The organism is Mesorhizobium subarcticum (assembly GCF_055456085.1).
Genome location: NZ_CM144237.1, coordinates 366233 through 391902, shown reverse-complemented (window position 1 = coordinate 391902; position 25670 = coordinate 366233). Strand labels below are relative to the sequence as shown.

The 25670-nt window shown below is 62.8% G+C and carries 18 protein-coding genes and 1 pseudogene; 9 read left to right on the top strand and 10 right to left on the bottom strand.

The genetic code is table 11. The annotated features are described in order from the left end of the window. Window positions 1-17: 17 nt before the first annotated feature. Window positions 18-3529, bottom strand: a pseudogene (locus ACZYHG_RS01810) (PAS domain-containing hybrid sensor histidine kinase/response regulator). 262 nt (window positions 3530-3791) lie between these two features. Here ACZYHG_RS01810 and mscL point away from each other — a divergent pair. Continuing rightward, the gene (mscL, locus tag ACZYHG_RS01805; RefSeq protein ID WP_027033086.1) at window positions 3792-4214 is read left to right on the top strand and encodes a large conductance mechanosensitive channel protein MscL; all 423 of its coding nucleotides are present in this window, start codon (window positions 3792-3794) and stop codon (window positions 4212-4214) included. A gap of 105 nt (window positions 4215-4319) precedes the next feature. Then, window positions 4320-5486, top strand: a complete 1167-nt coding sequence (locus tag ACZYHG_RS01800) for a pyridoxal phosphate-dependent aminotransferase (RefSeq protein ID WP_464612285.1) — start codon at window positions 4320-4322, stop codon at window positions 5484-5486. A 66-nt stretch (window positions 5487-5552) separates the two neighbouring features. On the opposite strand, the gene hemA is transcribed toward ACZYHG_RS01800, so the two are convergent. Continuing rightward, the gene (gene hemA / locus ACZYHG_RS01795; protein WP_464612284.1) at window positions 5553-6830 is read right to left on the bottom strand and encodes a 5-aminolevulinate synthase; all 1278 of its coding nucleotides are present in this window, start codon (window positions 6828-6830) and stop codon (window positions 5553-5555) included. A 266-nt stretch (window positions 6831-7096) separates the two neighbouring features. On the opposite strand from hemA, the gene galE reads away from it, so the two are divergent. The 3 genes from galE (at window position 7097) to ACZYHG_RS01780 (ending at window position 11272) form a co-directional block, all read left to right on the top strand. Further along, entirely contained in the window at window positions 7097-8092 is a 996-nt protein-coding gene (gene galE, locus ACZYHG_RS01790) for a UDP-glucose 4-epimerase GalE (protein ID WP_464612283.1), read from the top strand. Between the two features lie 100 nt (window positions 8093-8192). Continuing rightward, a complete protein-coding gene (locus tag ACZYHG_RS01785; protein WP_464612282.1) occupies window positions 8193-9443 on the top strand; it encodes a D-amino acid dehydrogenase in 1251 nt (416 codons plus the stop codon). 2 nt (window positions 9444-9445) lie between these two features. Then, window positions 9446-11272: an alanine racemase gene (locus tag ACZYHG_RS01780; RefSeq protein ID WP_464612281.1), complete on the top strand. Its 1827-nt coding sequence runs from the start codon at window positions 9446-9448 to the stop codon at window positions 11270-11272. Here ACZYHG_RS01780 and ACZYHG_RS01775 read toward each other — a convergent pair whose 3' ends face one another. From ACZYHG_RS01775 to ACZYHG_RS01745, 7 genes are all read right to left on the bottom strand, one after another. Beyond that, window positions 11273-12649, bottom strand: a complete 1377-nt coding sequence (locus ACZYHG_RS01775; RefSeq protein WP_464612280.1) for an FGGY-family carbohydrate kinase — start codon at window positions 12647-12649, stop codon at window positions 11273-11275. Next, window positions 12646-12963, bottom strand: coding sequence for an L-rhamnose mutarotase (rhaM, locus tag ACZYHG_RS01770; RefSeq protein WP_464612279.1), 318 nt, complete (start codon window positions 12961-12963; stop codon window positions 12646-12648). Before rhaM ends, ACZYHG_RS01775 begins: the two co-directional genes overlap by 4 nt. After that, window positions 12963-13958: an ABC transporter permease gene (locus ACZYHG_RS01765; RefSeq protein ID WP_464612278.1), complete on the bottom strand. Its 996-nt coding sequence runs from the start codon at window positions 13956-13958 to the stop codon at window positions 12963-12965. Before ACZYHG_RS01765 ends, rhaM begins: the two co-directional genes overlap by 1 nt. After that, window positions 13955-14935, bottom strand: coding sequence for an ABC transporter permease (locus ACZYHG_RS01760; protein WP_464612277.1), 981 nt, complete (start codon window positions 14933-14935; stop codon window positions 13955-13957). The genes ACZYHG_RS01765 and ACZYHG_RS01760 overlap by 4 nt, the downstream gene beginning before the upstream one ends. Continuing rightward, on the bottom strand, window positions 14932-16473 hold the full coding sequence (locus ACZYHG_RS01755) for a sugar ABC transporter ATP-binding protein (protein WP_464612276.1): 1542 nt from the start codon (window positions 16471-16473) through the stop codon (window positions 14932-14934). Before ACZYHG_RS01755 ends, ACZYHG_RS01760 begins: the two co-directional genes overlap by 4 nt. Window positions 16474-16557: 84 nt before the next feature. After that, window positions 16558-17553, bottom strand: a complete 996-nt coding sequence (rhaS, locus tag ACZYHG_RS01750; protein ID WP_027033096.1) for a rhamnose ABC transporter substrate-binding protein — start codon at window positions 17551-17553, stop codon at window positions 16558-16560. Between the two features lie 54 nt (window positions 17554-17607). Further along, window positions 17608-18411, bottom strand: coding sequence for a DeoR/GlpR family DNA-binding transcription regulator (locus tag ACZYHG_RS01745; protein WP_013897232.1), 804 nt, complete (start codon window positions 18409-18411; stop codon window positions 17608-17610). Window positions 18412-18595: 184 nt separating this feature from the next. Here ACZYHG_RS01745 and ACZYHG_RS01740 point away from each other — a divergent pair, with 184 nt between their 5' ends. The 3 genes from ACZYHG_RS01740 (at window position 18596) to ggt (ending at window position 23923) form a co-directional block, all read left to right on the top strand. After that, window positions 18596-20698 carry a bifunctional rhamnulose-1-phosphate aldolase/short-chain dehydrogenase gene (locus ACZYHG_RS01740; RefSeq protein WP_464612275.1) on the top strand — a complete coding sequence of 701 codons (2103 nt, stop codon included), beginning with the start codon at window positions 18596-18598 and terminating at the stop codon, window positions 20696-20698. Between the two features lie 94 nt (window positions 20699-20792). After that, on the top strand, window positions 20793-22085 hold the full coding sequence (gene rhaI / locus ACZYHG_RS01735; RefSeq protein WP_464612274.1) for an L-rhamnose catabolism isomerase: 1293 nt from the start codon (window positions 20793-20795) through the stop codon (window positions 22083-22085). A gap of 98 nt (window positions 22086-22183) precedes the next feature. Next, window positions 22184-23923, top strand: a complete 1740-nt coding sequence (gene ggt, locus ACZYHG_RS01730) for a gamma-glutamyltransferase (protein ID WP_464612273.1) — start codon at window positions 22184-22186, stop codon at window positions 23921-23923. Window positions 23924-23974: 51 nt separating this feature from the next. Here ggt and ACZYHG_RS01725 read toward each other — a convergent pair whose 3' ends face one another. Next, window positions 23975-24319, bottom strand: coding sequence for a hypothetical protein (locus ACZYHG_RS01725; protein ID WP_464614856.1), 345 nt, complete (start codon window positions 24317-24319; stop codon window positions 23975-23977). A 456-nt stretch (window positions 24320-24775) separates the two neighbouring features. Here ACZYHG_RS01725 and ACZYHG_RS01720 point away from each other — a divergent pair, with 456 nt between their 5' ends. After that, a complete protein-coding gene (locus tag ACZYHG_RS01720; protein WP_464614855.1) occupies window positions 24776-25651 on the top strand; it encodes an ABC transporter substrate-binding protein in 876 nt (291 codons plus the stop codon). Window positions 25652-25670: the final 19 nt, after the last annotated feature.

Sequence of the window (25670 nt, the reverse complement as noted above, 5' to 3'; positions counted from 1 at the left end):
CTTGGGTCTTGGCGGCCTTATTCCGCGGCCGATGCCAGCGGCCTGACCCTGGCCATCATCGAGCGCAGCACCGCAGGTTTTAGCGGCTTGTTGATCATCGGAATCTCAAGCCCGCCTGCGGCTGCCCGCACTTCGTTGGAACGGTCGGCGGTGACCAGCACGGCCGGCAGGTCATCACCATGGATCGCACGCAGCCTGGCGATGATGTCGAGACCGGTTTCGCCGTCGAGGTGGTAATCGGCAAGCACGATGTCTGGGCGGCGTATCGCGGCCCTCTCCAGATCCCGTGAGCCGGACACCGTGTCGACCTTGCATCCCCAGCCTTCGAGCAGCAGCCGCATGCCTTCCAGGATGCGGGCGTCATTGTCGATACAGAGCACATTGAGCCCGGCCAGCGAAGCTGCGGCACGGGCAGGAGCCTTGGTTTCGACCTCGCGCCGCGGCTCCTGCACCGCCGCGACGGGCAGGATGACGGAAAAGCGCGTGCCCTTGCCCGGATTGGAGAAAATACGAATCTCCAGGCGCAGCACCCGGGCGATGCGGTCGACGATGGAGAGGCCGAGACCGAGGCCCTCGGCTTCGCGCGCACCTTCATCCAGCCGGGTGAACTCATGGAAGACTGTGTTCAGCTTGTCGCCGGCAATGCCGATACCGGTGTCGATCACCTGGATCTCCGCCAGTTCGCCGCGCCGCCGCACACCGACCAGGATGCGGCCGTGCCTTGTGTATTTGATGGCGTTGGAAACGAGATTCTGGATCAGGCGGCGCAACAGATTGCGGTCGGTCACAACCGTCAGCGACGACGGCATGATCGTCAGGCCAAGCTTTTTCTCCGCCGCCATTGGTCGGAAATCATTGCCGATCTGGCGCAGCAATCCGTCAAGGTTGAAGGCGGTATCGTCCGGCTTCATCGCGCCGGCATCGAGGCGCGAGATGTCGAGCACGGCGCCAAGGATGGTCTCGACCGATTCCAGCGAGGATTCGATGTTGACCGCCGCCTTGCCGGCCGGGCCCTTGCCGGCCTTCTCGATCAGCGAGGAGCAATAGAGCCGGGCAGCGTTCAGCGGCTGCAGGATGTCGTGGCCGGCGGCGGCGAGGAGAAGCGCGTCTTGCCGAGATTGGCCTCTTCGGCCAGCATCTGCGCCTGCGCCAGCTCTTCGTTAACCCGGGTCAACTCCTCGTTGACCCGGGTTAGCTCGATGGTGCGGGTCTTGACGCGCTGTTCCAGGGATTCATTGGCGCGCTTCAGCGCCAGATCCTGCTCGACGCGCCCGGAAATGTCGGCATAGGTGGCAACGATGCCGCCATCTGGCATCGGGTTGGAGCGCAATTCCAGGATGCGGCCGCTGGTCTTCAGCTCCATCTGCCAGGGGCTGACGAAGCTGGTCAGCCGGTTGAGCATCGTCACGCGCTGGTCGGCCGCGATGTCGCCGCGCTCGGCGAGATGGCGCAGGATCTGGTCAAGCGAGACACCGACCTGGCCCATCTCATCGGGCAGGTCGAACAGCGCCCGGTACTGGCGGTTCCAGCAGATCAGGCGGAAATCCCGGTCGAAGACGGTGATGCCTTGCTCCATCTGGTCGAGCGCGATCTGCAGGAGGTCGCGATTGTGCTGCAGCGCCTCGGTGGCGTCGTCGAGCAAGCGGAACGCGTCCCGGGATTCGCGGTCGTGGCGCCGAAACAGCAGCGACAGGATCAGCCTTGCCGAGGAGGAGCCGACGGCGCTGGCCAAAAGCTGCTCGGAAAAGCGGATGACGTCCATGCTCGCCTGCTCCTTGCCGTGCAGCGAGGTGCCGTTGGTCTTCTCGAACGACTGGAAGGAGCGCTCGGTGCGCTCGACGCCGAGGTAGCGCCCGATCGTGTCCTTGAGGTCGTTGACGGTGATGGCGGTGCGGAAGCGGCGCAGGCTCGGCATCGGGCCGGCATCCCTGGGCACAAAGATCGACGCCTGGATGCGCTCCAGCGGCACCGACGCGCGTGACAGCGAGCCAAGCACGAAAAACAGCGTGTTGATTGACAGGCTCCACAACACGCCATGGTTCAGCGGTTCGGCCACCGTGCCGAACAGCGCCTGCGGCCGCAGCGCCTCGAATCCGAACAACCCGTGCACGACAATGTCGATGTCGGGCGCGACAAGTGAGGGCAGGAGCAGCGTATAGCCCCAGACGAGAATGCCGGCGACCATGCCGAGTGCGGCACCCCGGCCATTGGCGCCGCGCCAGATCAGCCCGCCGACCAGCGCCGGCGCAAACTGGGCGATGGCGGCGAACGACATCAGGCCGATCGATGAGAGGCGCGCGCTGTTGGTGCTCTCGCGGTAGTAGAGGAAGGCGATGAACAACAGGATGAAGATCGCCCCGCGCCGCACATTGAGGATCAGCGTCGACCAGTCCTCGGTCTCGGAGGCCGAGGTTTTGAGCAGGCGGCGCACGAACAGCGGGATGACGAGGTCGTTGGAGATCATGATCGACAACGCCACACTTTCAACGATCACCATGGCGGTTGCCGCCGACAGCCCGCCGATGAAGGCGGTCATCGCCAAAAAATCATGGCCGCTGAACAGGGGCAGCGACAGCACATAGAGATCGCTGCTGGTCCCGGTGCCGACCAGCGACAGGCCGGCGAAGGCGATCGGCAGCACGAACAGGTTGATTGCCACGAGGTAGAGCGGAAACACCCAGGTCGCGGTGCGCAATTCGGCCTCGCCGCGGTTCTCGACGATGGTGACGTAGAACTGCCGCGGCAGCATGATGATGGCACAGCCGCTGAGGCCCGTCAGCACCAGCCAGGTGGCGAGCGAAGTGCTGTAGCCCATCGCCTGCCGCACCTGCCCATTCTGCGCCAGCTTGGCGAACATGTCGCCCGGGCCGCCGAAGATCAGGAAGGTGACCATGAGGCCGATCGCCAGGAAGGCTGCGAGCTTGACCACGGTTTCGACCGCCACCGCCAACACCAGCCCGTCCTGGTGCTCGGTGGCATCGGCATGGCGGGTGCCGAACAGCACGGCAAACAGCGCCAGCAGCATGGCGACGACCAGCGAGATGTCGCTGACGAATGGATCGAAGGAGGGCGGCGATCCCGTATAGTGCTCGACCATCAGGCTGACCGAACCCGAGATCGCCTTCAGTTGCAGCGCGATATAGGGCACCGCGCCGATGGTGGCGATCAGCGTGGCGATGGCGGCGACGGTGAAGCTTTTGCCGTAGCGCGCGCCGAGGAAGTCGGCGATCGAGGTGATCTTCTCTGTCTTGGCCAGCCGCACGATGCGGTTGAGCAGCGGAAAACCGAACACGAACACCAGCACCGGGCCGGTATAGATGCCGAGGAATTCGAGGCCGCGTTCGGACGAGAGACCGACCGAGCCGAAGAAGGTCCACGAGGTGCAGTAGATGGCCAGACTAAGCGCATAGATGAAAGGCCGTGCCCGGCTCGGCCCTGAAATGGCCGAACGGCGGTCGCCCAGGCTGGCGATGGCGAACAGCAGCGTCACATAGGCGATCGCGATGATGACGATGAACAAGCCCTGCACGCCTGGCATTTCCTCCTTTGCCGTCTTTCCATCCGGCTTGTCCGGACGCAATCACAGCTTGGCGCTGGAGTCCATTGCGGCTTTGGCAGCATGACCGCGGGTGTAACATTCAGGAGGTAGGTCAAATTGCCGTAACGGAAGGAGAAAGCGGTTGCTTTCTCCTTTTTGCGATGTTGCAACCGCAGGTTTTTGTTATGTTGCCTTCAGGTCGATGCCGCAACGACGGAGCGGCAACACGGCCGGCCATGACAAGGAGGGTCGAATGCTGAAAGAATTCCAGGAATTCATTTCCAAAGGCAATGTGATGGACCTTGCGGTCGGCGTCATCATCGGCGCTTCCTTTGGCACTATCGTCAAGTCGCTGGTCGACGACGTCATCATGCCGATCGTCGGTGCGATTTTCGGCGGACTGGATTTCAACAATTATTTCCTGCCTCTGTCCTTGGACAACAAGGCCGCGACGCTGGCTGATGCCAAGGCGCACGGCGCCGTCCTCGCCTACGGCAGCTTCATCACCGCGGTCCTGAACTTCATCATCCTCGCCTTCATCATCTTCCTGATGGTCAAGGCCGTGAACAATTTGCGCAAGAGGCTCGAGCGCGAGAAGCCTGCGGCCCCCGCAGCGCCGCCGCCTGCCGATGTAGCGCTGCTCACCGAAATTCGCGATCTGCTCGCCAAGCGGTAATTCAGCCAGGTATTGCTGGACCAAAACCCCGGCCGTTCGCGGCCGGGGTTTTCTGTTCTAGCATCTGGTAAAGAGCGGCAGCCCTAATCAAAAACGGATTTGTCCATGAGCCTGATCGACAGCTTTCGCGCTGAAGCCCGCGCCGCACCGGAAAGCGGCATTGTCGCCGTCGTCAATTACGGCCGCCTGCGTGAGGGTCTGATCCCGCTTTGGGCCGGCGAGGGTGATCTGCCGACACCCGCCTTCATCACCGATGCCGCGTCGAAGGCGCTTGCCGGCGGCGAGACGTTCTACACCTGGCAGCGGGGTATTCCCGATCTGAGGCAGGCGCTGTCACGCTACTACGCCAGGCATTTCGGCAAGACGTTCCCCGAGGAACAATTCATTGTCACCGGATCCGGCATGCATGCCATACAGATGTCGCTGACCGCTCTCGCCGGCGCGGGCGACGAGGTGATCTATCTGTCGCCAGCCTGGCCGAATTTCGATGCCGCCGCGGCCCTGTCGGGCGCCGTTCCGGTGGCGGTCACGCTCGATCATTCCGGCAATGGCTGGTCCTGTGATGTCGAAAAGATCGCAGCGGCGATCACGCCGCGCACCAAGGCGCTGTTCATCAACACGCCGTCGAACCCGACCGGCTGGACCGCCGATCATGAGACGTTGCAGGCGATCCTCGATCTCGCGCGCGCCAAGAATGTCTGGATCATTGCCGACGAGATCTATTCGCTGTTCCACTATGGCCATGGCCGGGCGCCGTCCTTCCTCGACATCGCGACGGCGGAAGACCGCATCCTGTTCGTCAACTCCTTTTCCAAGAACTGGTCGATGACCGGATGGCGTGTCGGCTGGATCAAGACGCATCCGAGCCTGCAGCAGGTGTTCGAGAACCTGATCCAATATTCGAACTCCGGCGTCGCCCAGTTCATGCAGCGCGGCGCGGTCGCCGCTCTTGACGAGGGCGATGCTTTCGTCACTGAGCAGGTGGAGCGGGCGAGGAAGGCACGCGATCTGGTCTGCGGCATTCTCGGCGCCACCGGTCGCGCCCGGTTTACCGTGCCGCAAGGCGCCTTCTATCTGTTCTTCACCGTTGACGGCCTCACCGATTCCCGCACGGCTGCCTTCGACATCGTCGACAAAGCCAATGTCGGCCTGGCGCCCGGAACCGCCTTTGGTCCCGGCGGCGAAGCCTTCCTCAGGCTGTGCTTCCACCGCCGCCTCGACCAGATCGAGGAAGCCGCGCATCGCCTGGCGAAATGGATGAAGACTGTTTGATCTGACGGAATCGGGATTGAAAGTCTCTCCGGCGAGCCATGTTGCCGCCGGAGTTTCAAAACGGGCTCAGCCGCCCGACTTGGGCACCAGCAGCGGCACGATCCGATCGCTCTTGGCCACTGCGGGCCGGCCTGCGGAGCCGTAGGGAATGCCCAGTGCATCCCAGGTCTCGACCAGCGCGTCCTGCAGTCCTGCGATCAGCGTGTCGGTATGGAACGGCGTCGGCGTGATACGCAGACGTTCCGTGCCGCGCGGCACGGTCGGGTAGTTGATCGGCTGGATGTAGATGCCATGCACGCCAAGCAGGCGGTCGCTGGCCATCTTGCAGAGTTCCGGATCGCCGACCAGAAGCGGCACGATATGGGTTGGCGATTCCATCACCGGCAAGCCGGCCGCCGACAGGATCTGCTTGGTCCGGCTCGCTTGCTGCTGCTGGGCGTCGCGCTCGGCCTGGGAGCACTTCAAATGGCGGATCGAGGTCGTGGCCGCCGCGGCGATCGCCGGCGGCAGCGCCGTGGTGAAGATGAAGCCCGGCGCGTAGGAGCGCACCGCGTCGATCACCGCACTTGTGCCGGTGATGTAGCCGCCCAGCGTGCCGAACGCCTTGGCCAGCGTCCCTTCGATGATGTCGATGCGGTCGGCCAGGCCCTCGCGCTCGGTGATGCCGCCGCCGCGCGGTCCGTACATGCCGACGGCATGGACCTCGTCGATATAGGTCATGGCATTGTAGCGCTCGGCGAGCTCGACGATCTGCCTGATCGGCGCGATGTCGCCGTCCATCGAATAGACGCTTTCGAAGACGATCAGCTTGGCGCGTTCGCGACCCGCCGCCTGCAGCAGGCTTTCCAGATGCGCGACGTCATTGTGGCGGAAGATTTTCTTCTCGGCGCCCGAGCGCCGCACGCCCTCGATCATCGAGGCATGGTTCAGCTCGTCCGAGATGATCAAGCAATTGGGCAAAAGTCGCGCAATGGTCGAGATCGACGCTTCGTTGGAAACGAAGCCGGAGGTGAAGACCAGCGCGGCGTCCTTGCCGTGCAGGTCGGCAAGCTCATGCTCCAACTCGACAAGCGGGTTGGAAGTTCCGGAAATGTTGCGGGTGCCGCCGGCGCCCGAACCCATCTTGCCGGCCGCATTCTGGAATGCGGCGATGACATCGGGATGCTGGCCCATGCCGAGATAATCGTTGGAACACCAGACGGTGATTTCCTCGGCACGGCCATTGGAACGCCATATGGCGCGCGGAAACTTGCCCGCGATGCGTTCGAGGTCGGCGAAGACACGATAGCGACGCTCGGCATGGAGCTGGTCGATCGCTTCTTCGAAGAACCGCTGGTAGTTCATGTTGGCTTCCCAATTTTGCGCGGGATCATAATCATTGCCCTATTGGCCGTCCACCGGGCCGTTTTGGTCAAAATGCCACGCCCCGGAACTGTTCCTAACGACCACGGATCGTGGCCTATTCCCTTGATGTGGATCAACTTTGTTTCAGGACGATGCCACATGCCGGTCATGCCGGTTACCACGAGTTCTAATGGCCATGCGGCGGGCTTTCCAGTAGAGCGGGGTTTGAGACAGTTTCCGATAAATCTTGAGATGCGAGGTCGCGGATGACAGTTTTGGTGACAGGCGGGGCCGGCTATATCGGCAGCCACATGGTCTGGGAATTGCTGGATGCTGGCGAAAGCGTGGTCGTTCTCGACCGGCTCTCCACCGGCTTCGAATGGGCGGTGGCGCCGGAGGCAAAGCTCGTCGTCGGCGATGTCGCCGACAAGGAATTGGTCGGCTCGATCATCAGGGACAACCATGTCGACGCCATCATCCATTTCGCCGGCTCGATCGTGGTTCCGGAATCGGTCGCCGACCCGCTCGCCTACTACGAGAACAACACCTCGAAGACCCGCACGCTGATCGAAACCGCGGTGCGCGAGGGCGTGCCCAATTTCATCTTTTCCTCGACCGCCGCCGTCTATGGCGGCGCCGGGCTGGAGCCGGTGCGCGAGGATGCCCGCCTGGCGCCGGAATCACCTTATGGCCTGTCCAAGCTGATGAGCGAATGGATGCTGCGCGACGCGGCGATGGCACATCCCTTGCGGTACACGGCGCTGCGCTACTTCAACGTTGCCGGCGCCGATCCCAAGGGTCGCACCGGCCAGTCGACGCCGGGCGCCACGCATTTGATCAAGGTTGCCTGCGAGACCGCGCTCGGCAAGCGGCCGTTCATGCAGGTGTTCGGCACCGATTATGAAACGCCTGATGGCACCTGCATGCGCGATTATATCCATGTCAGCGATCTGGCCGCGGCGCATCGCCTGGCCCTGCAGCGGCTGCGCGCCGGGGGCGAAAGCCTTGTTGCCAATTGCGGCTACAGCCATGGCTATTCGGTGCTTGAGGTCATTGACAGCGTGCGCCGCGCCTTCGGCCATGATTTCGAGGTCAAGATGGGCGATCGGCGCCCTGGCGACGCCGCTGCGGTGGTCGCCAACTCGGACCTTGCCCGGGCGGAACTCGGCTGGACCCCGCAACGCGACGACCTCGACCAGATCGTTGCCGATGCGCTCGCCTGGGAGCGTATCCTGACCAGCAAGAATTCCGCGCGCGGCTGAGCCAACCCTCAGGGCTCGCAAGCCGCGCGGCGAAGCGCTATGGAAAGCATTCGCGACACGGCGTGGAGGCGCCGCGCCGCGAAGAGCTTTGGGGGATGGCATGAAAATAACGGTGCTTGGGGCCGGTGTTGTCGGTACGGCAGCCGCCTATTACCTGGCCGCTGATGGCCATGAGGTCACCGTGATCGAGCGCCACCCGGCGCCGGCGCGTGGCACAAGCCAGTCCAATGCCGGCCTGGTTTCGCCGGGTGACGCCACCGCCTGGGCCTCGCCGGCGGCGCTGAAGACTTTTTTGCGCGCACTCTACAACCATGATCTCGGCATCAAGGTGCGGCTGCGCTTCGATCCCTATTTTCTCGCCTGGAGCCTGCGCTTCCTGCGCCAGTGCACGGTGGCGCGGCTGCGCGCCAACAGCCAGGTCAAATTGCGCCTGGCGCTCTATTCGCGCGACTGCATCAACGCCATCTCCGATGACACTGGCATCCACTATGACGAGCGCAAGAAAGGCATTCTCTACTTCTTCCGCTCGCAGCACAGTCTCGACACCGGCACCGACAACTATCGCTATCTGGCCGAGCACGGCCTGCCTATCGAGATCGTCGGCCGCGACCGGCTGGTCGAGCTTGAACCGGGCCTCGCCGGGGTGAAGGAAAAGATCGCCGGCGGCGTCTATTCGCCGATCGACCAGACCGGTGATTCCCGGATCTTCGTCGACGGGCTCGCCGCCTATGCGGCCGAAAAGCTCGGCGTGAAATTTCTCTATGACACGACGGTTCAAGGCCTCGACATCGAGGGCGACCGGGTTCGTGCGGTCGTGACCTCAGCCGGACCGGTGACGGGTGACGCCGTCGTCATCTCGATGGGTCCGGAAAGCGGCCTGCTCGGCCGCCGCTATGGCATCGACCTGCCGGTCTATCCGGTGAAAGGCTACACGGCGACCATTCCGCTGGAAGACGAGAGCAAGGGGCCAACCATGGGCGGCGCCGACGAGGACCAGCTGATGGCCTATTCGCGCCTTGGCAACCGATTACGGCTGGCCTCGACCGCCGAATTCACCGGCTTCGACCGCACCCACAAGCCAAGCGACTTTGCCACCATGTTCAGAACCGGCAAGGATCTGTTCCCCGGCGCCTTTGATGAGAAGAAGGCCGTGCTCTGGGCGGGTCTCAGGCCAATGATGCCGAACTCGGTGCCGGTCATCGGTCAGGCAAAATACCGCAACCTTTATCTCGACACCGGCCACGGCCATGTCGGCTGGACCATGGCCTGCGGCTCGGGGAAATTCCTGGCCGACCTCGTCGCCGGCCGAAAGCCGGAGATCGATCCGCAAGGATTGGTCTACAGGGGATAAAGATGTCGGGACCGCAAGTTGCCATCGACCTTGGCCGCATCGAGCGCAACGCCCGCACTATCGTCGAACGCTGCGCGCTGTCGGATATCAAGGTGTTCGGCGTCACCAAGGGTACATGCGGCATGCCGCAAGTGGCGCGCGCCATGCTACGCGGCGGTGTCGCCGGCATCGCCGAATCGCGGTTCGAGAATATCCGCCGGCTGCGCGACAGCGGCATCAACGCGCCGATCATGCTGCTGCGCAGCCCGCCCATGGCGCGTGTCGAGGAGGTGGTGCGCACCGTCGACATCAGCTTGCAGTCGGAACTCGCCACCATTCGCGAGATTTCGCGTATCGCTGAGCGCATGGGCCGCGTCCACGACATCATGCTGATGATCGATCTCGGCGATCTCCGCGAAGGCATCTGGCCGAGCGACCTGATCCCCACCGTCGAGCGGATACTCGAGTTCAAGGGCGTGCGCATTGCCGGCATCGGCACCAATCTCGGCTGCTTCGGCGCCATCATGCCGACGCCGGAGAATCTCGGGCAACTCGTTGCCCATGCCTACAAGACCGAGCGCCTTTCCGGCAAAAGCCTCGACTTCATCTCCGGCGGCGCCTCGTCCTCGCTGACGCTGCTGCTCGAAGGCAAGCTACCGGCCGGCATCAACAATCTCAGGGTCGGCGAGGCGATCCTGCAAGGCGGCGTCGAAACCTTCCGCGATGTGCCGTGGGCCGAACTCGAACCCGATGCCTGCCGCCTGACCAGCGACATCATCGAGGTCAAGCTCAAGCCGTCGCGGCCGATCGGCGAGTCCGGTTACGATGCTTTCGGCAACCAGCCGGTCTTCCCAGACGAAGGCGACCGGCTGCGCGCCATCGCCAATATCGGCCGCGAGGACGTGCTGGTCGAGGGGCTGACGCCGATCGCCAGGGGGATCAGGGTGCTCGGCGCCTCCAGCGACCATCTGTTGCTCGATGTGCAGGACGCCGATCCGCGGCCGACCGTCGGCGATCGCGTCGCCTTTCGCATGAGTTATGGCGCGATGCTTTTGGCGATGACGTCGGAATATGTCGAAAAAGCCCCGATGCACGACGTTGCCGACTTTTCCGGCCGCAAGATGGTGTCGATCTCGGCTGACCAGGAAGCCGCTGGCATCCTTGCCCGGGAGGGAACCGGCGCGCGGCTGGAGGCCATGAATTTCGATGTCGTCGAACTGGCCGATATCGAGCGGCCGCCTTCGGGCTTGATCCGGCTCGCCGCCGGTGCCGATCGCCGTATCGCCCACAAGGCGCTGACCGCGACAGCGCGCGCGACGCATTCTTTCGGCCTGATCTGGATCGATTCCATCGCCGCCCTGATGCCCGAGGACGAGGAAGGTATCGACCTGCCGGAAGCTTCCGTGCTGGCGCGTACCCTTGGACTCGACCACAAGGCCGGCGCGCTGCAACCGCAACTGTCGCCGGAAAATGTCGTCATCGTTGGCCTGCGCCATGCCGATCCAGCCGAGGCGCGGGTACTGAAGGATTCTCGCGTGTTGGCCTTCACCATGACCGATATCGACGCCATGGGCATGCGCGACCTGATGCATGAGGCGATCCGCATCGCCACCTCGGGCACACAAGGTTTCCATGTCAGCTACTCGCCGACAGCGACCGAATTCGCCGGCTGGGCGGCTGGCTCCGGTGGGCTGACGGTGCGCGAAACGCATCAGGCGATGGAGGCGATCGCGCTCTCCGGCGGTCTGCTGTCGATGGATGTTTCAGGTATGACCGCGAATCTGGAATCCAGGATCGCCACCGACACGGTCAACTTCGTCATGTCGGCCTTCGGCAAGCGGATCCTGTGATCACCCCTGCGCTTTGACCGCCGTGCGCCATGCGCTGACATAGTCGGCCCAGACCGGGTCGGTAGGCGGCTCTATTCTTTCGCCCTTGCCGTGCGTCGTTACCTGATCCGATGCCAGCAATGCTGCGCCAATGCTGGTGCCGGTTGCGGCCTCAGATGCGACGACGCTACGCGCGGTCGCCGCCGCCAGCATGCCGACAAACAGCCGGTTGCGGGCAAACGGCCCTTCGACAGTGGTCGGGCCATCGGCGCCGATCAGATCGAGACAGGTCGCCGTCATCAGCGCCAGATAGAATGAAATGGCGGTGAAGCGTTGGCCCTTGTTCATATCTCCAGCATTGAGCCACGTCGCCGCATGATGCGGGAACGGTCCAGACCCCTGTTGGGTTGACGGCAGCAGCAACGTCTTGCTTGCCAGCACTGCAAGCACATCGCTTCCGCTGGCATCCTGTGGCTTGCCAGCGGTCAGCACGGAAAATTCGCGGCCGCCCATGAAGCGGGCCGAGGGAACGGGAGCGCCGAGCGCACTGACATTGACCAGCGTATCGCGCGCCGCATCGAGCGCAACCTCTCGGCCGCCGACGGCCATCGACACCACCCAGGTGCCGGTCGAGACGACCGAGAAGGGTTGCGCGTCGGAGAGAAGATGCGGCAGCAGGGAAGCGTTGGAATCATGCAAGCCGCAGAACACAGGTGTTTGCGGATCGAGCCCGGTTCGCGCGGCGTGCGCGGGCAGGATCGGGCCGAGCCGATCCCTCGCCGGCCGCACCGGCGCCATCAGCTCGCGCCAATCCAGACGGTCGACCATCGTCGAAAAGTCAGCACTCCACGGGTTCCACAGATCGGTGTGGCAGCCGAGCGACGTTACTTCGTTGGCGGCCACTCCTGTGAGCCGCAGTGCCCAGTATTGCGGGTACATCAGCATCGCGGCAGCCCTGGCGAACTCAAACGGAAAGCGCTTCTGCTGCCAGAAGAACTGCGCGCCGAGATTGAGGCCGAGCGGCAGGCGCGGCGTACCGGTCTCGGCAAAGGGCGGGCGGATTGCATCATACTCTGCCGAAAGCCTGTCGGGTCCGTCGAACTCGTAGTCGAGGACAGGCAACACCAGTTCGCCCGCGGCATCGACCAGCGCGCCGGTTGCGCCGTGCGTTGTGATTGAAATCGCGTCGATGCGCTGTTCGCGGTTGAGACTGGCCAGACTGTTGAGGATGAAGGTCCACAGCGCCTCGACATCGTGATGCGGGTAGGGCGTCCGCCCGACTGGCGCATTGGCAGTCCGGCGCAGTGCGACTTCGCTCATCGTAACGAGGTCGACCAGCGCCACCTTGGCGTTGGTCTTGCCGATGTCGATGACGGCGATATGGCGGATCGCACTCATGCCGTATGGAACATTGTTTCCAGCGGCATGGCCAGCGGCTCGTTGTCCGGCTTGGTCTCCATGATATCGGCCATGTGGGCCCACCAGCGCTGCATCACCGGGTGCTTCGGCAGGTCATCCATGCCGTGATCGTGACGCCGCCACAGCACGCCGAACAGGATGTTGGTCTCCTCATCGAGATGGATCGAATAATCGGAGACGCCGGCTTGCTTCAGTAACGCCACCAGCGACGGCCAGATCTCGTCATGGCGCTTCCTGTACTCGGCTTTCATGCCGGGCTTGAGCTTCATCTTGAACGCGTATTTCTCAGCCATCAGCTGTTACCACGCAACCGCCGCCAGACGATCGGCAATGCAATGACGATGATCAGCAGCAGGCCGATGAAGATCGACATGACGATGCCGGGCACGTTGAGCAGGCCAAGTCCGAAGGTCACCAGCCCCATGATGAAGGCGGCGAGCACGACGCCGACAATGCTGCCGGCGCCGCCGAGAATGCTGACGCCGCCGAGCACCACCATGGTGATGACTTCCAGCTCATAGCCTTGCGCGATCGACGGCCTCGTCGAGCCGAGCCGCGAGGTGATCAGCACCGAGGCGATGCCCGACATCAGACCGGTCAGGCAAAACAGGATGAATTTGATGCGGCCGACGCGGACACCGGAAAACTGCGCGGCGACCGGATTGTTGCCGATGGCAAAGACGCGACGGCCGAAACTCGTGCGGTGCAGCAGGAACCAATAGACGACGGCCGCGATGAGGAAGAGCACCAGCTCGAACGACACCACCCACAAGACATAGCCCTGGCCGAAAAAGGCGAAGCTTTCGGGATAGCCCTTGTAGGCCTGGTCGCCGAGGATGATGAAGGCGATGCCGCGAAACAGGCTCATCGTGCCGATGGTGACGACGATGGAGGGTAGGCCGAGCCTTGTCACCAAGAGCCCATTGAAGGCACCGCAAACGAGCCCGACGACGACGCCGATCAGCACCAGGGTCGGCGTGTCCGCGCCGGCCTGCACCGCCATGCCCATCATGGTCGAGGCGAGCGCAATGATGGCGGCGACCGACAGGTCGATTTCGCCCGAAATGATCAGCAATGCCATGGCAAAGGCGATCAGGCCCTTCTCGGTGAAATTGAAGGTCAGGTCCGACAGCGAATAGGGGTCTAGGAAATAGGGCGAGGCGAAGCTGTTGATAACGAAGATGGCAACCGCCACCACGACCAGCAGCGCTTCCCAGGAAAAGATCGCCGAGCGGAATGGCTTGTCGAGCCGGTCGGGAATATGGCGCGGGGCAGGGATGTCGGTCATGTCGCCGCCTCCGCCTTTCTCAGGATGATTCGGCCCTGCTGGCGTTCGCCACGCGCATTGAGCACGACGGCGAGAATGATGGCACTGCCTGAAATCGCCATCTGCCAGAAGGGCGAGATGTTGATGACCGGCAGCGCGTTGGAGATGATGCCGAGGAACAGTGCGCCCAGCACCGCGCCGCCGACCGAGCCGATACCACCGGCGATCGAGATGCCGCCGATGACGCAGGCGGCGATGATGTTGAGCTCATAGCCGTTCGCGACCTCGACCGAAGCGATCACGTAACGCGAGATCCAGAGATAACCGGCAAGGCCGCCGACCATGCCGGAGATGCAGAAGACGATGAATTTGGTCCGCCCGACATCGATGCCGGTATAGACCGACGCCGTCGGATTGACGCCAATCGCATAGATCGAACGGCCGAGTGCGGTGCGTGTCATCAGGATGAAGAACAGCACGATGACCAGGATGGCGATCCACGACAACACCGGAATGCCGAGGAAGGCGGCGCGCTGGAAGCCGATGAAATCTGGGCTCATCTTGTCGGCGTTGACCCAGGCGCCGCCGGACAGGACGAAGGTGGCGCCGCGATAGATGGTGAGCGTGCCCAATGTCACCACGATCGAGGGGATGTTCAGCCGCCACACCAACAGTCCGTTGATGGCGCCAAGCACCAGCCCGACCACCAGTGCGATGACGATCAGCAGCGGGATCGGGATCCCGGGGTGTGCTGCATTCAGCATGGCCACCACCATGCCAGTGAAGCAGAGATTGGACGCCATCGACAGGTCGATCGACCGCGTCAGGATGACGACCATCTGGCCGAGCGCCAGGATCATCAGGATCGATGTGTCGTTGAACACCTGGCGCAGATTGCCTGGATCGGCAAAGGCCGGAAAGCGTGTCGAGATCAGCCCGATCAGCACGATGATGGCGGCAGCCAGCCAGATCTCGCGGTATTTCAGGAAAGCCTTCATGCCGCGATCCCCGCTGCGGTCCTGACCAGCGTCTCGGCGTCCAGTCCCTTGTTATCGTAGACCGCCGCGACAAGGCCTTCGCGCATGACGACGACGCGGTCGGACATGCCGAGAATCTCCGGCAGTTCCGACGACACCATGATCACCGACAGGCCCTGTGCCACCAGTTCGGCCATGAAGCCATGCACGGCGGCCTTGGAGCCGATGTCGATGCCCTTGGTCGGTTCGTCCAGGATGATCACCTTGGGCGCGGTCGCCAGCCATTTGGCAATGACGATCTTCTGCTGGTTGCCGCCGGAAAGCGTGCCGACATCCTGGCTGAGCGAGGACGCCCTGAGGTCAAGCCGCTCGGTGTAGGAGCGGGCGAGCGCAAACTCCTCCGACAGCCGCAGCAGGCCGGATTTGGAGGTGCGCTTGAGCGAGGGCAGCGAGACGTTCTGGAAGATCGGCAGGCCGATCACCACGCCTTGCTTGCCGCGTTCTTCCGGCACGTAGACGATGCCGGCCTCGATCGAATCCGCCGCCGATTTCGGCGCGATCGTCTTGCCTTCGAGCGTGATCGTGCCGCCTGAGGTGCGGGTGATGCCCGATATCGCCTGCATCACCTCGCTGCGCCCGGCGCCGACCAGGCCGTAGAAGCCGAGGATTTCACCCTTGTGCAGTTCGAAACCGATATCGTTGAATTCTGTCGGGTGCGACAGGCCGGAGACGGTGAGCACCGGCGCGCCGATCTCTGCCTTGCGTTGTGGGAAGATGTGGTCGACCGAGCGGCCGACCATCATGCGCACGATCTGACTCTGGCCGGCATCCCTAATCAGGCCTTCGCCGACCATTTCGCCGTCGCGGAACACCGTGTAGCGGTCGGCGATCCGGTAAATCTCGTCGAACTTGTGGCTGATGAACAGGATCGCCTTGCCTTCGCTCTTGAGGAACTCGATCAGCAGGAAAAGCTCCTCGATTTCCTTCATGGAGAGCGCCGCGGTCGGCTCATCCATGATGACGATCTGCGCGTCGATCGACATCGCCCGCGCCACAGCGACGAGATGCTTGTTGGCGATGCCGAGGTCCTTCAACCGCGCGTCGGCATCGATATGGCCGGCATGCATGGTGTCCAGCACTTCGCGCGCATTTTTGCGCATGGTCCGCCAGTCGATGGTACCGAAACGAGAGCGTGGTGCGTGGCCGAGAAAGATGTTTTCGGCGACGCTCAGATCGTCGAACAGCACGGTTTCCTGATGGATGGCGGTGACGCCGTGGCCGAAGGCGGCGTGCGCGCTGGGCAGGGTGACCGCCTGACCGTCGATGCTGATCGTGCCCGCATCGGGCTGGTAGATGCCGGTCATGATCTTGACCAGCGTCGACTTGCCGGCGCCGTTTTCACCGATGAGTGCGGTTACCTCGCCGGGATAGAGCGACAGGCTGACATTGTGCAGCGCCCGCACGCCGGGAAAGCTCTTGGAGACGCCGGACAGCGTCAGGCGAGGGGCAGGAGCCGGGGGCTCCTCCTTCACCGTGCCGTGCTGGGCTGTCGTGTCCATATCCGTATCAAGCCCTGAAACAAGGTCTGTTTGAAGTCGCGGCGGAGCCTGAGCCCCGCCGCGTCAACTCGAAGGATGCCAGGATCAATAGATCTTGGAGAACTTCTCGATGTTGGACTTGTCGAACTGGAAGGGCGGAGCCATCGCAGCCGAGTTGGTGTCGTCGAGTGTGACCTTGCCGACGCGGCCGATCGACAGCGTGGCACCGGGCTTGGCTTCGTCCTTCTTCACCGCCAGGTCATGGGCGAGGTAGACGGCGGAGTAGCCGAGGTCGATCGGGTTCCACAGGGCGACCGCCTGGCTCGAACCGTTGTCGATGAACTTCTTGAACTCCGACGGCAGCGCCAGGCCGGTGACATTGACCTTGCCGATCAGGCCTTCATCGGTGACGACCTGGGCAGCGGCAACGACGCCGACGGTGGTCGGCGCGATGATCGCCTTGAGGTTCGGATAGGACTTCAGAAGGCCCTTGGCCTCGTCGGTGCTCTTGGCCGAGTCGTCATCGCCATAGACGGTGGCGACGAGTTTGATCTTGGGGAACTTCTCCGGCAGGATTTTCTTGGCCGCGTCGATCCAGGCGTTCTGGTTGGTCGCGGTCGAGGAGGCCGACAGGATGGCGACGTCGCCGCCTTCCGGCAGATAGTCGGCGGCGAGCTTGATGATGGTCTCGCCGATCAGGCCGGTGTCAGACGGGTTGAGGTGAAGCTGGCGGCCTTCCTTGGCGACGCCCGAATCCCAGGAGATGACGGTGATGCCGCGCTCCATGGCCTTCTTCAGCACCGGCACCAGCGCGTCAGCATCATTGGCCGAAATGGCGATGGCGTTGACCTTCTGCGCGATCAGCGAATTGACCACTTCGATCTGCGCTTCGGCGGTCGCCTTGGTTGGGCCGGTGTAGATGATGTCGACATCGCCGAGTTCCTTGGCCGCCTCTTCGGCGCCCTTGTTGGCGGCATCGAAGAAGCCGTTGCCGAGCGACTTCACCACCAGCGCGATCTTGACGTTTTCAGCGTAGGCGGCATTCACGAACATGGCGGCCGAGAATGCGGCCGTCACCATCAATTTCTTCAAAAAGCTCATCGTATATCCTCCCTTGAGCGTTGCATTCCATCGTCGCTGCGGCGTGAGGGTCTCTCAGGCCTGCAGTGAAGATTCTTCCTTCGCCGACTTTCGGGCGACGATCAGCGTCACACCAGCGGTCTCCAACATCTTGGCTTCCCGGTCCTCGATGCCATCATCGGTGATAACAGTGGCGATGCGCGACAGGCCGCACAGGATCAGGCTCGAGCGTTTGCGGAATTTCGAAGAGTCGACCAGCACCACCAGCTCATCGGCCTGGTCGATCAATTTCTGCTCGGCCTGGATCAACAGCGGATCGCCTTCCATCAGCCCGAGCGGCCCGAGCCCTTGCGCGCCCATGAACATGCGGCGCGCATAGAAATTGCGCGTCACGTCATTGTCGAAGGGCGACAGGATGATGTTTTGCTCGCGGTAGATGGTGCCGCCCGACAGCATCACCGTGTTCTTGGAGTGCTTGAGCAGATGCTCGGCGATCGGGAACGAATTGGTGAAGATCGGCATGCGGCGGCCGGTCAGGAAATGCACCATCTGGAAGGTGGTGGTGCCGCCATTGATGATGATCGGCTCGCCGTCCCCGCACAACTCGACCGCCTCTCGTGCGATCGCTCGCTTCTGCGAAGCGTTGATCGTTTCGTTGACGGAAAAGGGTCGGCCGGCCAGGCCGATGAACTGTGGCGGCGAGATTGCCTCGGCGCCGCCGCGCACACGGCGCAGGCGCTTTTGCACGTGAAGAGCCGCGATATCGCGCCGGATCGTCGCCTCGGAGGACTCCGTCAGGTCGACCATCTCCTGCACCGTCACCACAGGTTTTTCCTGGACGGCGGACAGAATGATCCTGTGGCGCTCTTTTTCGTGCATGGTTCCTCCCTGCCTAGCCATCTAGGCACCCAAAACGAGCAGTGTCAATCATTTCCGATCATATAATTTCATTGTGCAGTGCAATATGCTCGATCTTGATCGTTTGTGATTGACATCAGGCCTGCTTGCGTAGACATTCCCGACAAAACGGACTGCGGCTTTTTGCGTCCCAGGGAGGATACCTATGCTCGACAAGCGCTCCGGCTCGCGCCTTGCCAATCTGTGGGACGATGCGAAAGCCCAAGGGATGAGCGGCCCCGAGCTTCTGGTCTATCGCTCGAACACGCTCGGCTCCGACAAGCGCGTCACCAACTATGGCGGCGGCAACACCTCTTCGAAAATCCAGCAGAAGGACCCGCTCACCGGCGCTGATGTCGAAGTACTCTGGGTCAAGGGCTCAGGCGGCGACAGCGCGTCGATAAAGCTCGACGGCTTTGCCACGCTCTACATGGACAAGTTGCGCGCGCTCAAAGGCCTTTATCGCGGCGTCGAGCACGAGGACGAGATGGTGGGATATCTGCCCCACTGCACCTTCAACCTCAATCCGCGCGCGGCCTCGATCGACACGCCGCTGCACGCTTATGTGCCGAAGCCCTTTGTCGACCACATGCATCCCGACGCCATCATCGCCATTGCCGCAGCGAAAGATTCCAAAGCGCTGACCAAGGAAATCTTTGGCGACGCCATCGGCTGGCTGCCGTGGAAGCGCCCCGGCTTCGAACTCGGCCTGTGGCTGGAGAAATTCTGCGTTGAACACCCCGCTGCCAGGGGTGTCATCCTGGAAAGCCATGGCCTGTTCACCTGGGGTGACACGCCCAAGGAATGCTACGAAACGACGATTTCGGTGATCAATCAGGCGATCGAGTGGTTCGAGCGCCGTTCCGAAGGACTGGCGATTTTTGGGGGCGAAGTCGTCAAATCACTCGACGCCACTGAGCGCCGCGCCATTGCGGCGAAACTGATGCCGAGGATCCGTGGCCTGATTTCGGAGAAGAGCCACAAGCTTGGCCATTTCGACGATTCCGCCGCCGTGCTCGAATTCGTCAACTCCAAGGATTTGCGCCCACTGGCGGCGCTTGGCACCTCATGCCCGGACCATTTCCTGCGCACCAAGATCCGCCCGCTGGTCATCGAATTCAATCCGGCCAAGCCTGATGTCGATGCCGTCATCGCTCGCCTTGCCGACGATGTTGCCGCCTATCGTGTCGGCTACCAGGCCTATTACGACAGCTGCAAACATCCGGATTCGCCTGCTATTCGCGATCCCAACGCCGTGGTCTATCTGATGCCCGGCGTCGGCATGTTCACCTTCGCCGGCGACAAGGCCACCGCGCGCATCTCGGGCGAGTTCTACGTCAACGCCATCAACGTCATGCGCGGCGCCTCGACCGTCTCGTCCTATGTCGGCCTGCCCGCCCAGGAAGCCTTCGATATCGAATACTGGCTGCTTGAAGACCTGAAGCTGCAGCGCATGCCGAAGCCGAAATCGCTCGCCGGCCAGATCGCGTTGGTCACCGGCGGTGCCGGTGGCATCGGCCGTGCCACGGCCAACCGGCTGCTGCGCGAAGGCGCTTGCGTCGTGCTCGCCGACATCGACGAAACAGCGCTCGCCGGCGCCAATGACGAGCTCGCAAAAGCCTACGGCAAGGACTTCGTCCGCCCGGTGCTGATCAACGTCACTTCGGAGGAACAGGTCATCGCTGGTTTCGCCGAGACGGCGGTCGAGTTCGGCGGCATCGACATTCTGGTGTCCAACGCTGGCCTCGCCTCCTCGGCGCCGATCGAGGAGACGACGCTGGCGCTGTGGAACAAGAACATGGACATATTGTCGACCGGCTATTTCCTGGTCTCGCGGGAAGCATTCCGGTTGTTCAGGGTGCAGAAGATCGGCGGCAACGTCGTCTTCGTCGCCTCCAAGAACGGCCTTGCCGCCTCGCCGAACGCCGCCGCCTACTGCACCGCCAAGGCCGCCGAGATCCACCTCGCACGTTGTCTTGCGCTGGAGGGTGCCGAGGCCCAGATCCGGGTCAATGTCGTCAATCCGGACGCGGTGCTGCGCGGCTCGAAGATCTGGACGGGCGAGTGGAAGGAACAGCGCGCCGCAGCCTACAAGATGTCGACCGACGACCTCGAAGAGCACTACCGCTCGCGCTCGATGCTAAAGCGCTCGGTTTTCCCCGAAGACATCGCCGAAGCGATCTATTTCCTGGCCTCCGACATGTCGGCCAAGTCGACCGGCAACATCATCAACGTCGACGCCGGCAACGCGCAGAGCTTTACGCGCTAGGCCTTCTCCCTTCTCCCCGTTCACGGGGAGAAGGTGGCCCGAAGGGCCGGATGAGGGGCAGCGCTGACGGAACGCATTTGGGAGGAACCAGCACTTGTCCGAAACCATTATCTCCACCGACCTCGTCGCCAGCCACAACGCCACCCGCAAGGCTGACCTCGACCGCGACTACGCCTCACTCGGCGAGCGCCTGGTCCGTCGCGGCATCGCCATTGACGCCATCCGCGACAAGGTCGAAAAATTCGCCGTGGCCATCCCCTCCTGGGGCGTCGGCACCGGCGGAACCCGCTTTGCCCGCTTCCCCGGCGCCGGCGAGCCGCGCGACATCTTCGACAAGATCGAGGATTGCGCCGTCATCCAGCAGCTGACGCAGGCGACACCGACCGTCTCCCTGCACATTCCGTGGGACAAGGCTGATCCGAACCGGCTGAAGCAGGCGGCCTCGCGCTTCGGCCTCGGCTTCGACGCCATGAATTCGAACACCTTCTCGGATGCCAGGGACCAGACGCTTTCCTACAAGTTCGGCTCGCTGTCGCATGCCGACGCCGGCACGCGCCGCCAGGCGGTCGAGCACAATCTTGAATGCATCGAGATCGGCAAGACGCTTGGCTCCAAGGCTTTGACCGTATGGATCGGCGACGGCTCGAACTTCCCCGGCCAGGTCAATTTCGCCAAGGCGTTCGAGCGCTACCTCGACGCCATGAAGGACATCTACGCCGGCCTGCCCGCCGACTGGAAACTGTTCAGCGAACACAAGATGTACGAACCGGCCTTCTATTCCACCGTGGTGCAGGACTGGGGCACCAATTATTTGATCGCCAAGGAATTGGGCGACAAGGCTTTCTGCCTCGTCGACCTCGGCCACCACGCGCCCAACGTCAACATCGAGATGATCGTGTCGCGGCTGATCCAGTTCAAGAAACTCGGCGGCTTCCACTTCAACGATTCGAAATATGGCGACGACGATCTCGACGCCGGTTCGATCGATCCCTACCGCCTGTTCCTGGTCTTCAACGAACTGGTCGATGCCGAGCTGTCCAGCGCCGAAGGGTTTGAGCCCGCCCACATGCTCGACCAGAGCCACAACGTCACCGACCCGATCGAAAGCCTGATGCTGTCTGCGGTCGAGGTGCAGCGCGCCTATGCGCAGGCGCTGCTGGTCGACCGCAAGACGCTCGAAGGTTTTCAGGACGGCAATGACGCGCTGATGGCGACGCAGACGCTGAAAATAGCCTACCGCACCGATGTCGAGCCGATCCTGGCCATGGCGCGGCTCAAAACCGGCGGCGCCATCGATCCGGTCGCGGCCTACCGGGCAGCGGGCTACCGAGCGAAGGTCGCGGCGGAACGACCGGCGGTTGCGGGCGGTTCGGGCGGGATTGTCTGACACGTCTGACATCTGAATTGATCCGGCTGGCCCACCATTGATGGTGGACTCGGCCGCGGCAACGGGCTCTTCTGGGCATCTCGTCCAGGAGCACCGCCATGCATCCCATCCGTCGGACACTGATCGCCGTTAGTCTCTCCCTGGCTTTTGTCATAGCGCCACTGCAGGTGACGCTCGCCGCATCACCCGCGCCGGCCAAGGGCGAGCACGGCATGGTCGTGACGGCCCAGCATCTGGCGTCGGAAGTCGGCGTTGAGGTGCTGAAGAAGGGCGGCAATGCCGTCGATGCGGCGGTCGCGGTCGGCTATGCCTTGGCCGTCGTCTACCCCAATGCCGGCAATATTGGCGGCGGCGGCTTCATGACCATTCGTTTCGCCGATGGTAAATCCACCTTCCTCGATTTTCGCGAGCGCGCGCCGCTGGCGGCCACGAAAACCATGTATCTCGACAAGGACGGCAATCCGGTGAAGGGCGCCAGCCTGGACGGCTATCTCGCGGTCGGCGTGCCGGGTTCTGTCGCGGGTTTCGAGATGGCGCGCGAAAAATATGGAAAACTGTCCAGACAGGATTTGATGGCCCCGGCGATCGCCTATGCCAAGGACGGCTTCATCCTCAATCAGGGCGATGCCGCTTTTTTCGCGTCCAACGCGGACCGGCTGGCGAAGGACCCGGCGGCCGCTGCTGCCTTCCTGAAACCAGATGGCAAGCCGTATGGCATCGGCGAGCGGCTCACTCAGCCTGACCTTGCCGCATCACTCTCGGCCATTTCCGATAAGGGCCCCGATGCCTTCTACAAAGGCGCCATCGCCGACGCCATCGTCAAGGCAAGCGGCGCCAAGGGCGGCATCCTGGCCAAGGCCGACTTCGAGCAATATGCGGTGCGTGAGCTGAAACCCGTGACCTGCACCTATCGCGGCTACGAAATCACATCCTCGCCGCCACCGAGTTCCGGCGGCGTCATCATCTGCGAAATCCTCAACGTGCTTGAAGGCTATCCCTTGTCCTATCTCGGCGCCGGGTCGGCCGAGACGGTGCATGTCATGGTCGAGGCGATGCGCCATGCCTATGTCGACCGCAATTCCGCGCTCGGCGATCCCGATTTCGTCGACAACCCGGTCTCGAAGCTGCTCGACAAAACCTACGCCAAGGATATCCGCGACAAGATCGACCCGTTCCGGGCCGGCGTGTCGCAGGACCTCATGCCGAAGGGTTTTGGCGAGTCGAAGGAGACGACGCACTATTCGATCATCGACAAGGACGGCAATGCGGTCGCGGTCACCTATACGCTGAACGGCTCGTTCGGCGCCGGCGTTGTCGCCGATGGCACCGGCATCCTGCTCAACAACGAAATGGACGATTTCACCCAGAAACCGGGCGTGCCCAACCTCTATGGGCTGGTCCAGGGCGAGGCCAACGCCATCCAGCCGAAGAAGACGCCTCTGTCATCGATGAGCCCGACCATCGTCGCCAGGGACGGCAAACCGTTCATGGTCATCGGCAGCCCGGGCGGCTCGCGCATCATCACCATCACGCTGGAAGCGATCATCAATGTCATCGACCATGGCATGAATATCCAGGAGGCCATCGACGCGCCGCGCATCCACCATCAATGGCTGCCCGATACGGTCTATGTCGAGCCGTTCGGCCTGTCGCCGGACACCGAAAGATTGCTGGCCGGCATGGGTTACCACCTCGACCTGAGTGACCAGACCTGGGGCCAGGCGGCGGGTATTCTCGTTGGCGGCAAGAGCCTGGCGGAAATCGAGAAAGGCGGCGGGGCGCGCTACAACGGCGCCATCGACAGCCGCGCCGCGTCAGGTGAGGCGCTTGGATACTGATATCGAGGTAGACTCCGGGACAGGCGTCGGCTCACAGCCGGGCAAGGGCCGTCACGTAATCAATGTGATGGTCGATGCGATCAGCATCAGGGCGGCGATGCCGACGAACAGCGCGTAGATGCGCGGCCGGTCGAGCAACAGTGCATTTCCGGAGATCCAGGCCGAGGTGGCGCCGCCAAGCGCGAACAGGAAGCCGTTGCGATGGCCGAAGGTCATCGATGCGGCCATCAGCCCGCCAATGATCAGGGCGCCGAACACGATGATCACGGCGACCGCGTATTTCTCGAAATCGTTGCCGCCGCCAATGGCTGGCCCGATCGCGTTCAAATTAGACAGGTCATCCGGATCGAAAGGGTTCGCCGACCCATATTCGTCTTGACCGATGGATTCTCGCATCACTCGTTCTCCGCTGCCCGGCAACAAACCATCAACACTTGCCGAGTGCAACCCGATCGCACGCCCCTCCACGTGTTGACTGTCATCTTCAACACGTTCCGGCCGCGCTTGTCACCGCTTTTTCGGGCATATGGCTCGAATGCAACACGCGTCAGCGCGCGGATGGCACGCCGTCATCCCGTTCCAGATGCACCGTGTTAGCGGGGAAAACATGATGCCGCCGATCAATTCGGTGCCGGCAGGGCGGTGCGCGACTGCGGCGGGGAGTCGCAGCGCCGGCATGTGCCGGCTGGATTGTTGACCCTCAAGCTGCATCTTCAATGTTGACTATGAAAGTCATGTTTCATAGTCAACCAGCAGAGCCGCTTGACGCCAGAATCCACAGACAGGCACGCCAAATTGGAAACAGACCAGGAGATTCAGCCGGCAGGCCCGGCCAATCGCTCGCGCGGCCGGATGACCCGGCGCGGCGCACTCGCTCTGTTCGGGATGCCCTTGGCCGCACTCATGCCACAGGTGGCTGAAGCGAAGCCGCTGCGCATCGTCTGTCTCGACGATGGGCTGGCGGAGACCTTGCTCATGCTTGGCGTCACGCCGGTCGCCGTTGCCGACCGCGAGGTGTGGGAGAAGTGGGTGGTCGAGCCGAAGCTGCCGCCTGAGGTCGCCGATATCGGCACGATCCTGGAACCCAATCTCGAATTCCTGCAGCAGCTTCGCCCCGACATCATCCTCTCCATCCCCTATCTCGACGGCATCAAGCCGCTGCTCGAACTCGTGGCGCCGGTGACGACGATCGGCATCTACACGCCGGATGGTCAGCCCTATCAGCGCGCCATCGAGGCGACCCGGCAACTGGCAATGCTTGTCGATAGGGAAAGCGAAGGGGAGGCACTGATCGCGGCAACGGAGGCCTGTTTCTCCGATGTCAGGCAGCGGCTGACGCCGCTTTCGGCGCGGCCGGTCTACGTCGTCAACTTCCTCGATCCGCGCAATGTGCGCGTCTATGGCGAAAAAAGCCTGTTTCAGGCGGTGTTCGACCGCATCGGCATCCGCAATGCCTGGACCGGCGAGACCAATTACTGGGGATTTGCAACCGTCGGCTTCGATGGGCTGGCGACATCAAGCGATGCCCGCCTTGCCTATCTCGAACCCCTGCCCGAAGGGGCAGGCGGCACGCTGACCGAAAGCCCGGTCTGGAACGCCATGCCGTTCGTGCGCAACCGCTCGATCATGCGTCTGCCCCCCGTTCTGATGTTCGGCACGCTGCCTTCGGCGCGCCGTTTTGCCCGGTTGCTGGCCGCGGCGCTGACAGCGGAGCGCGCCGGTGGCTGAGCAGCAAGCAATCTTGTCC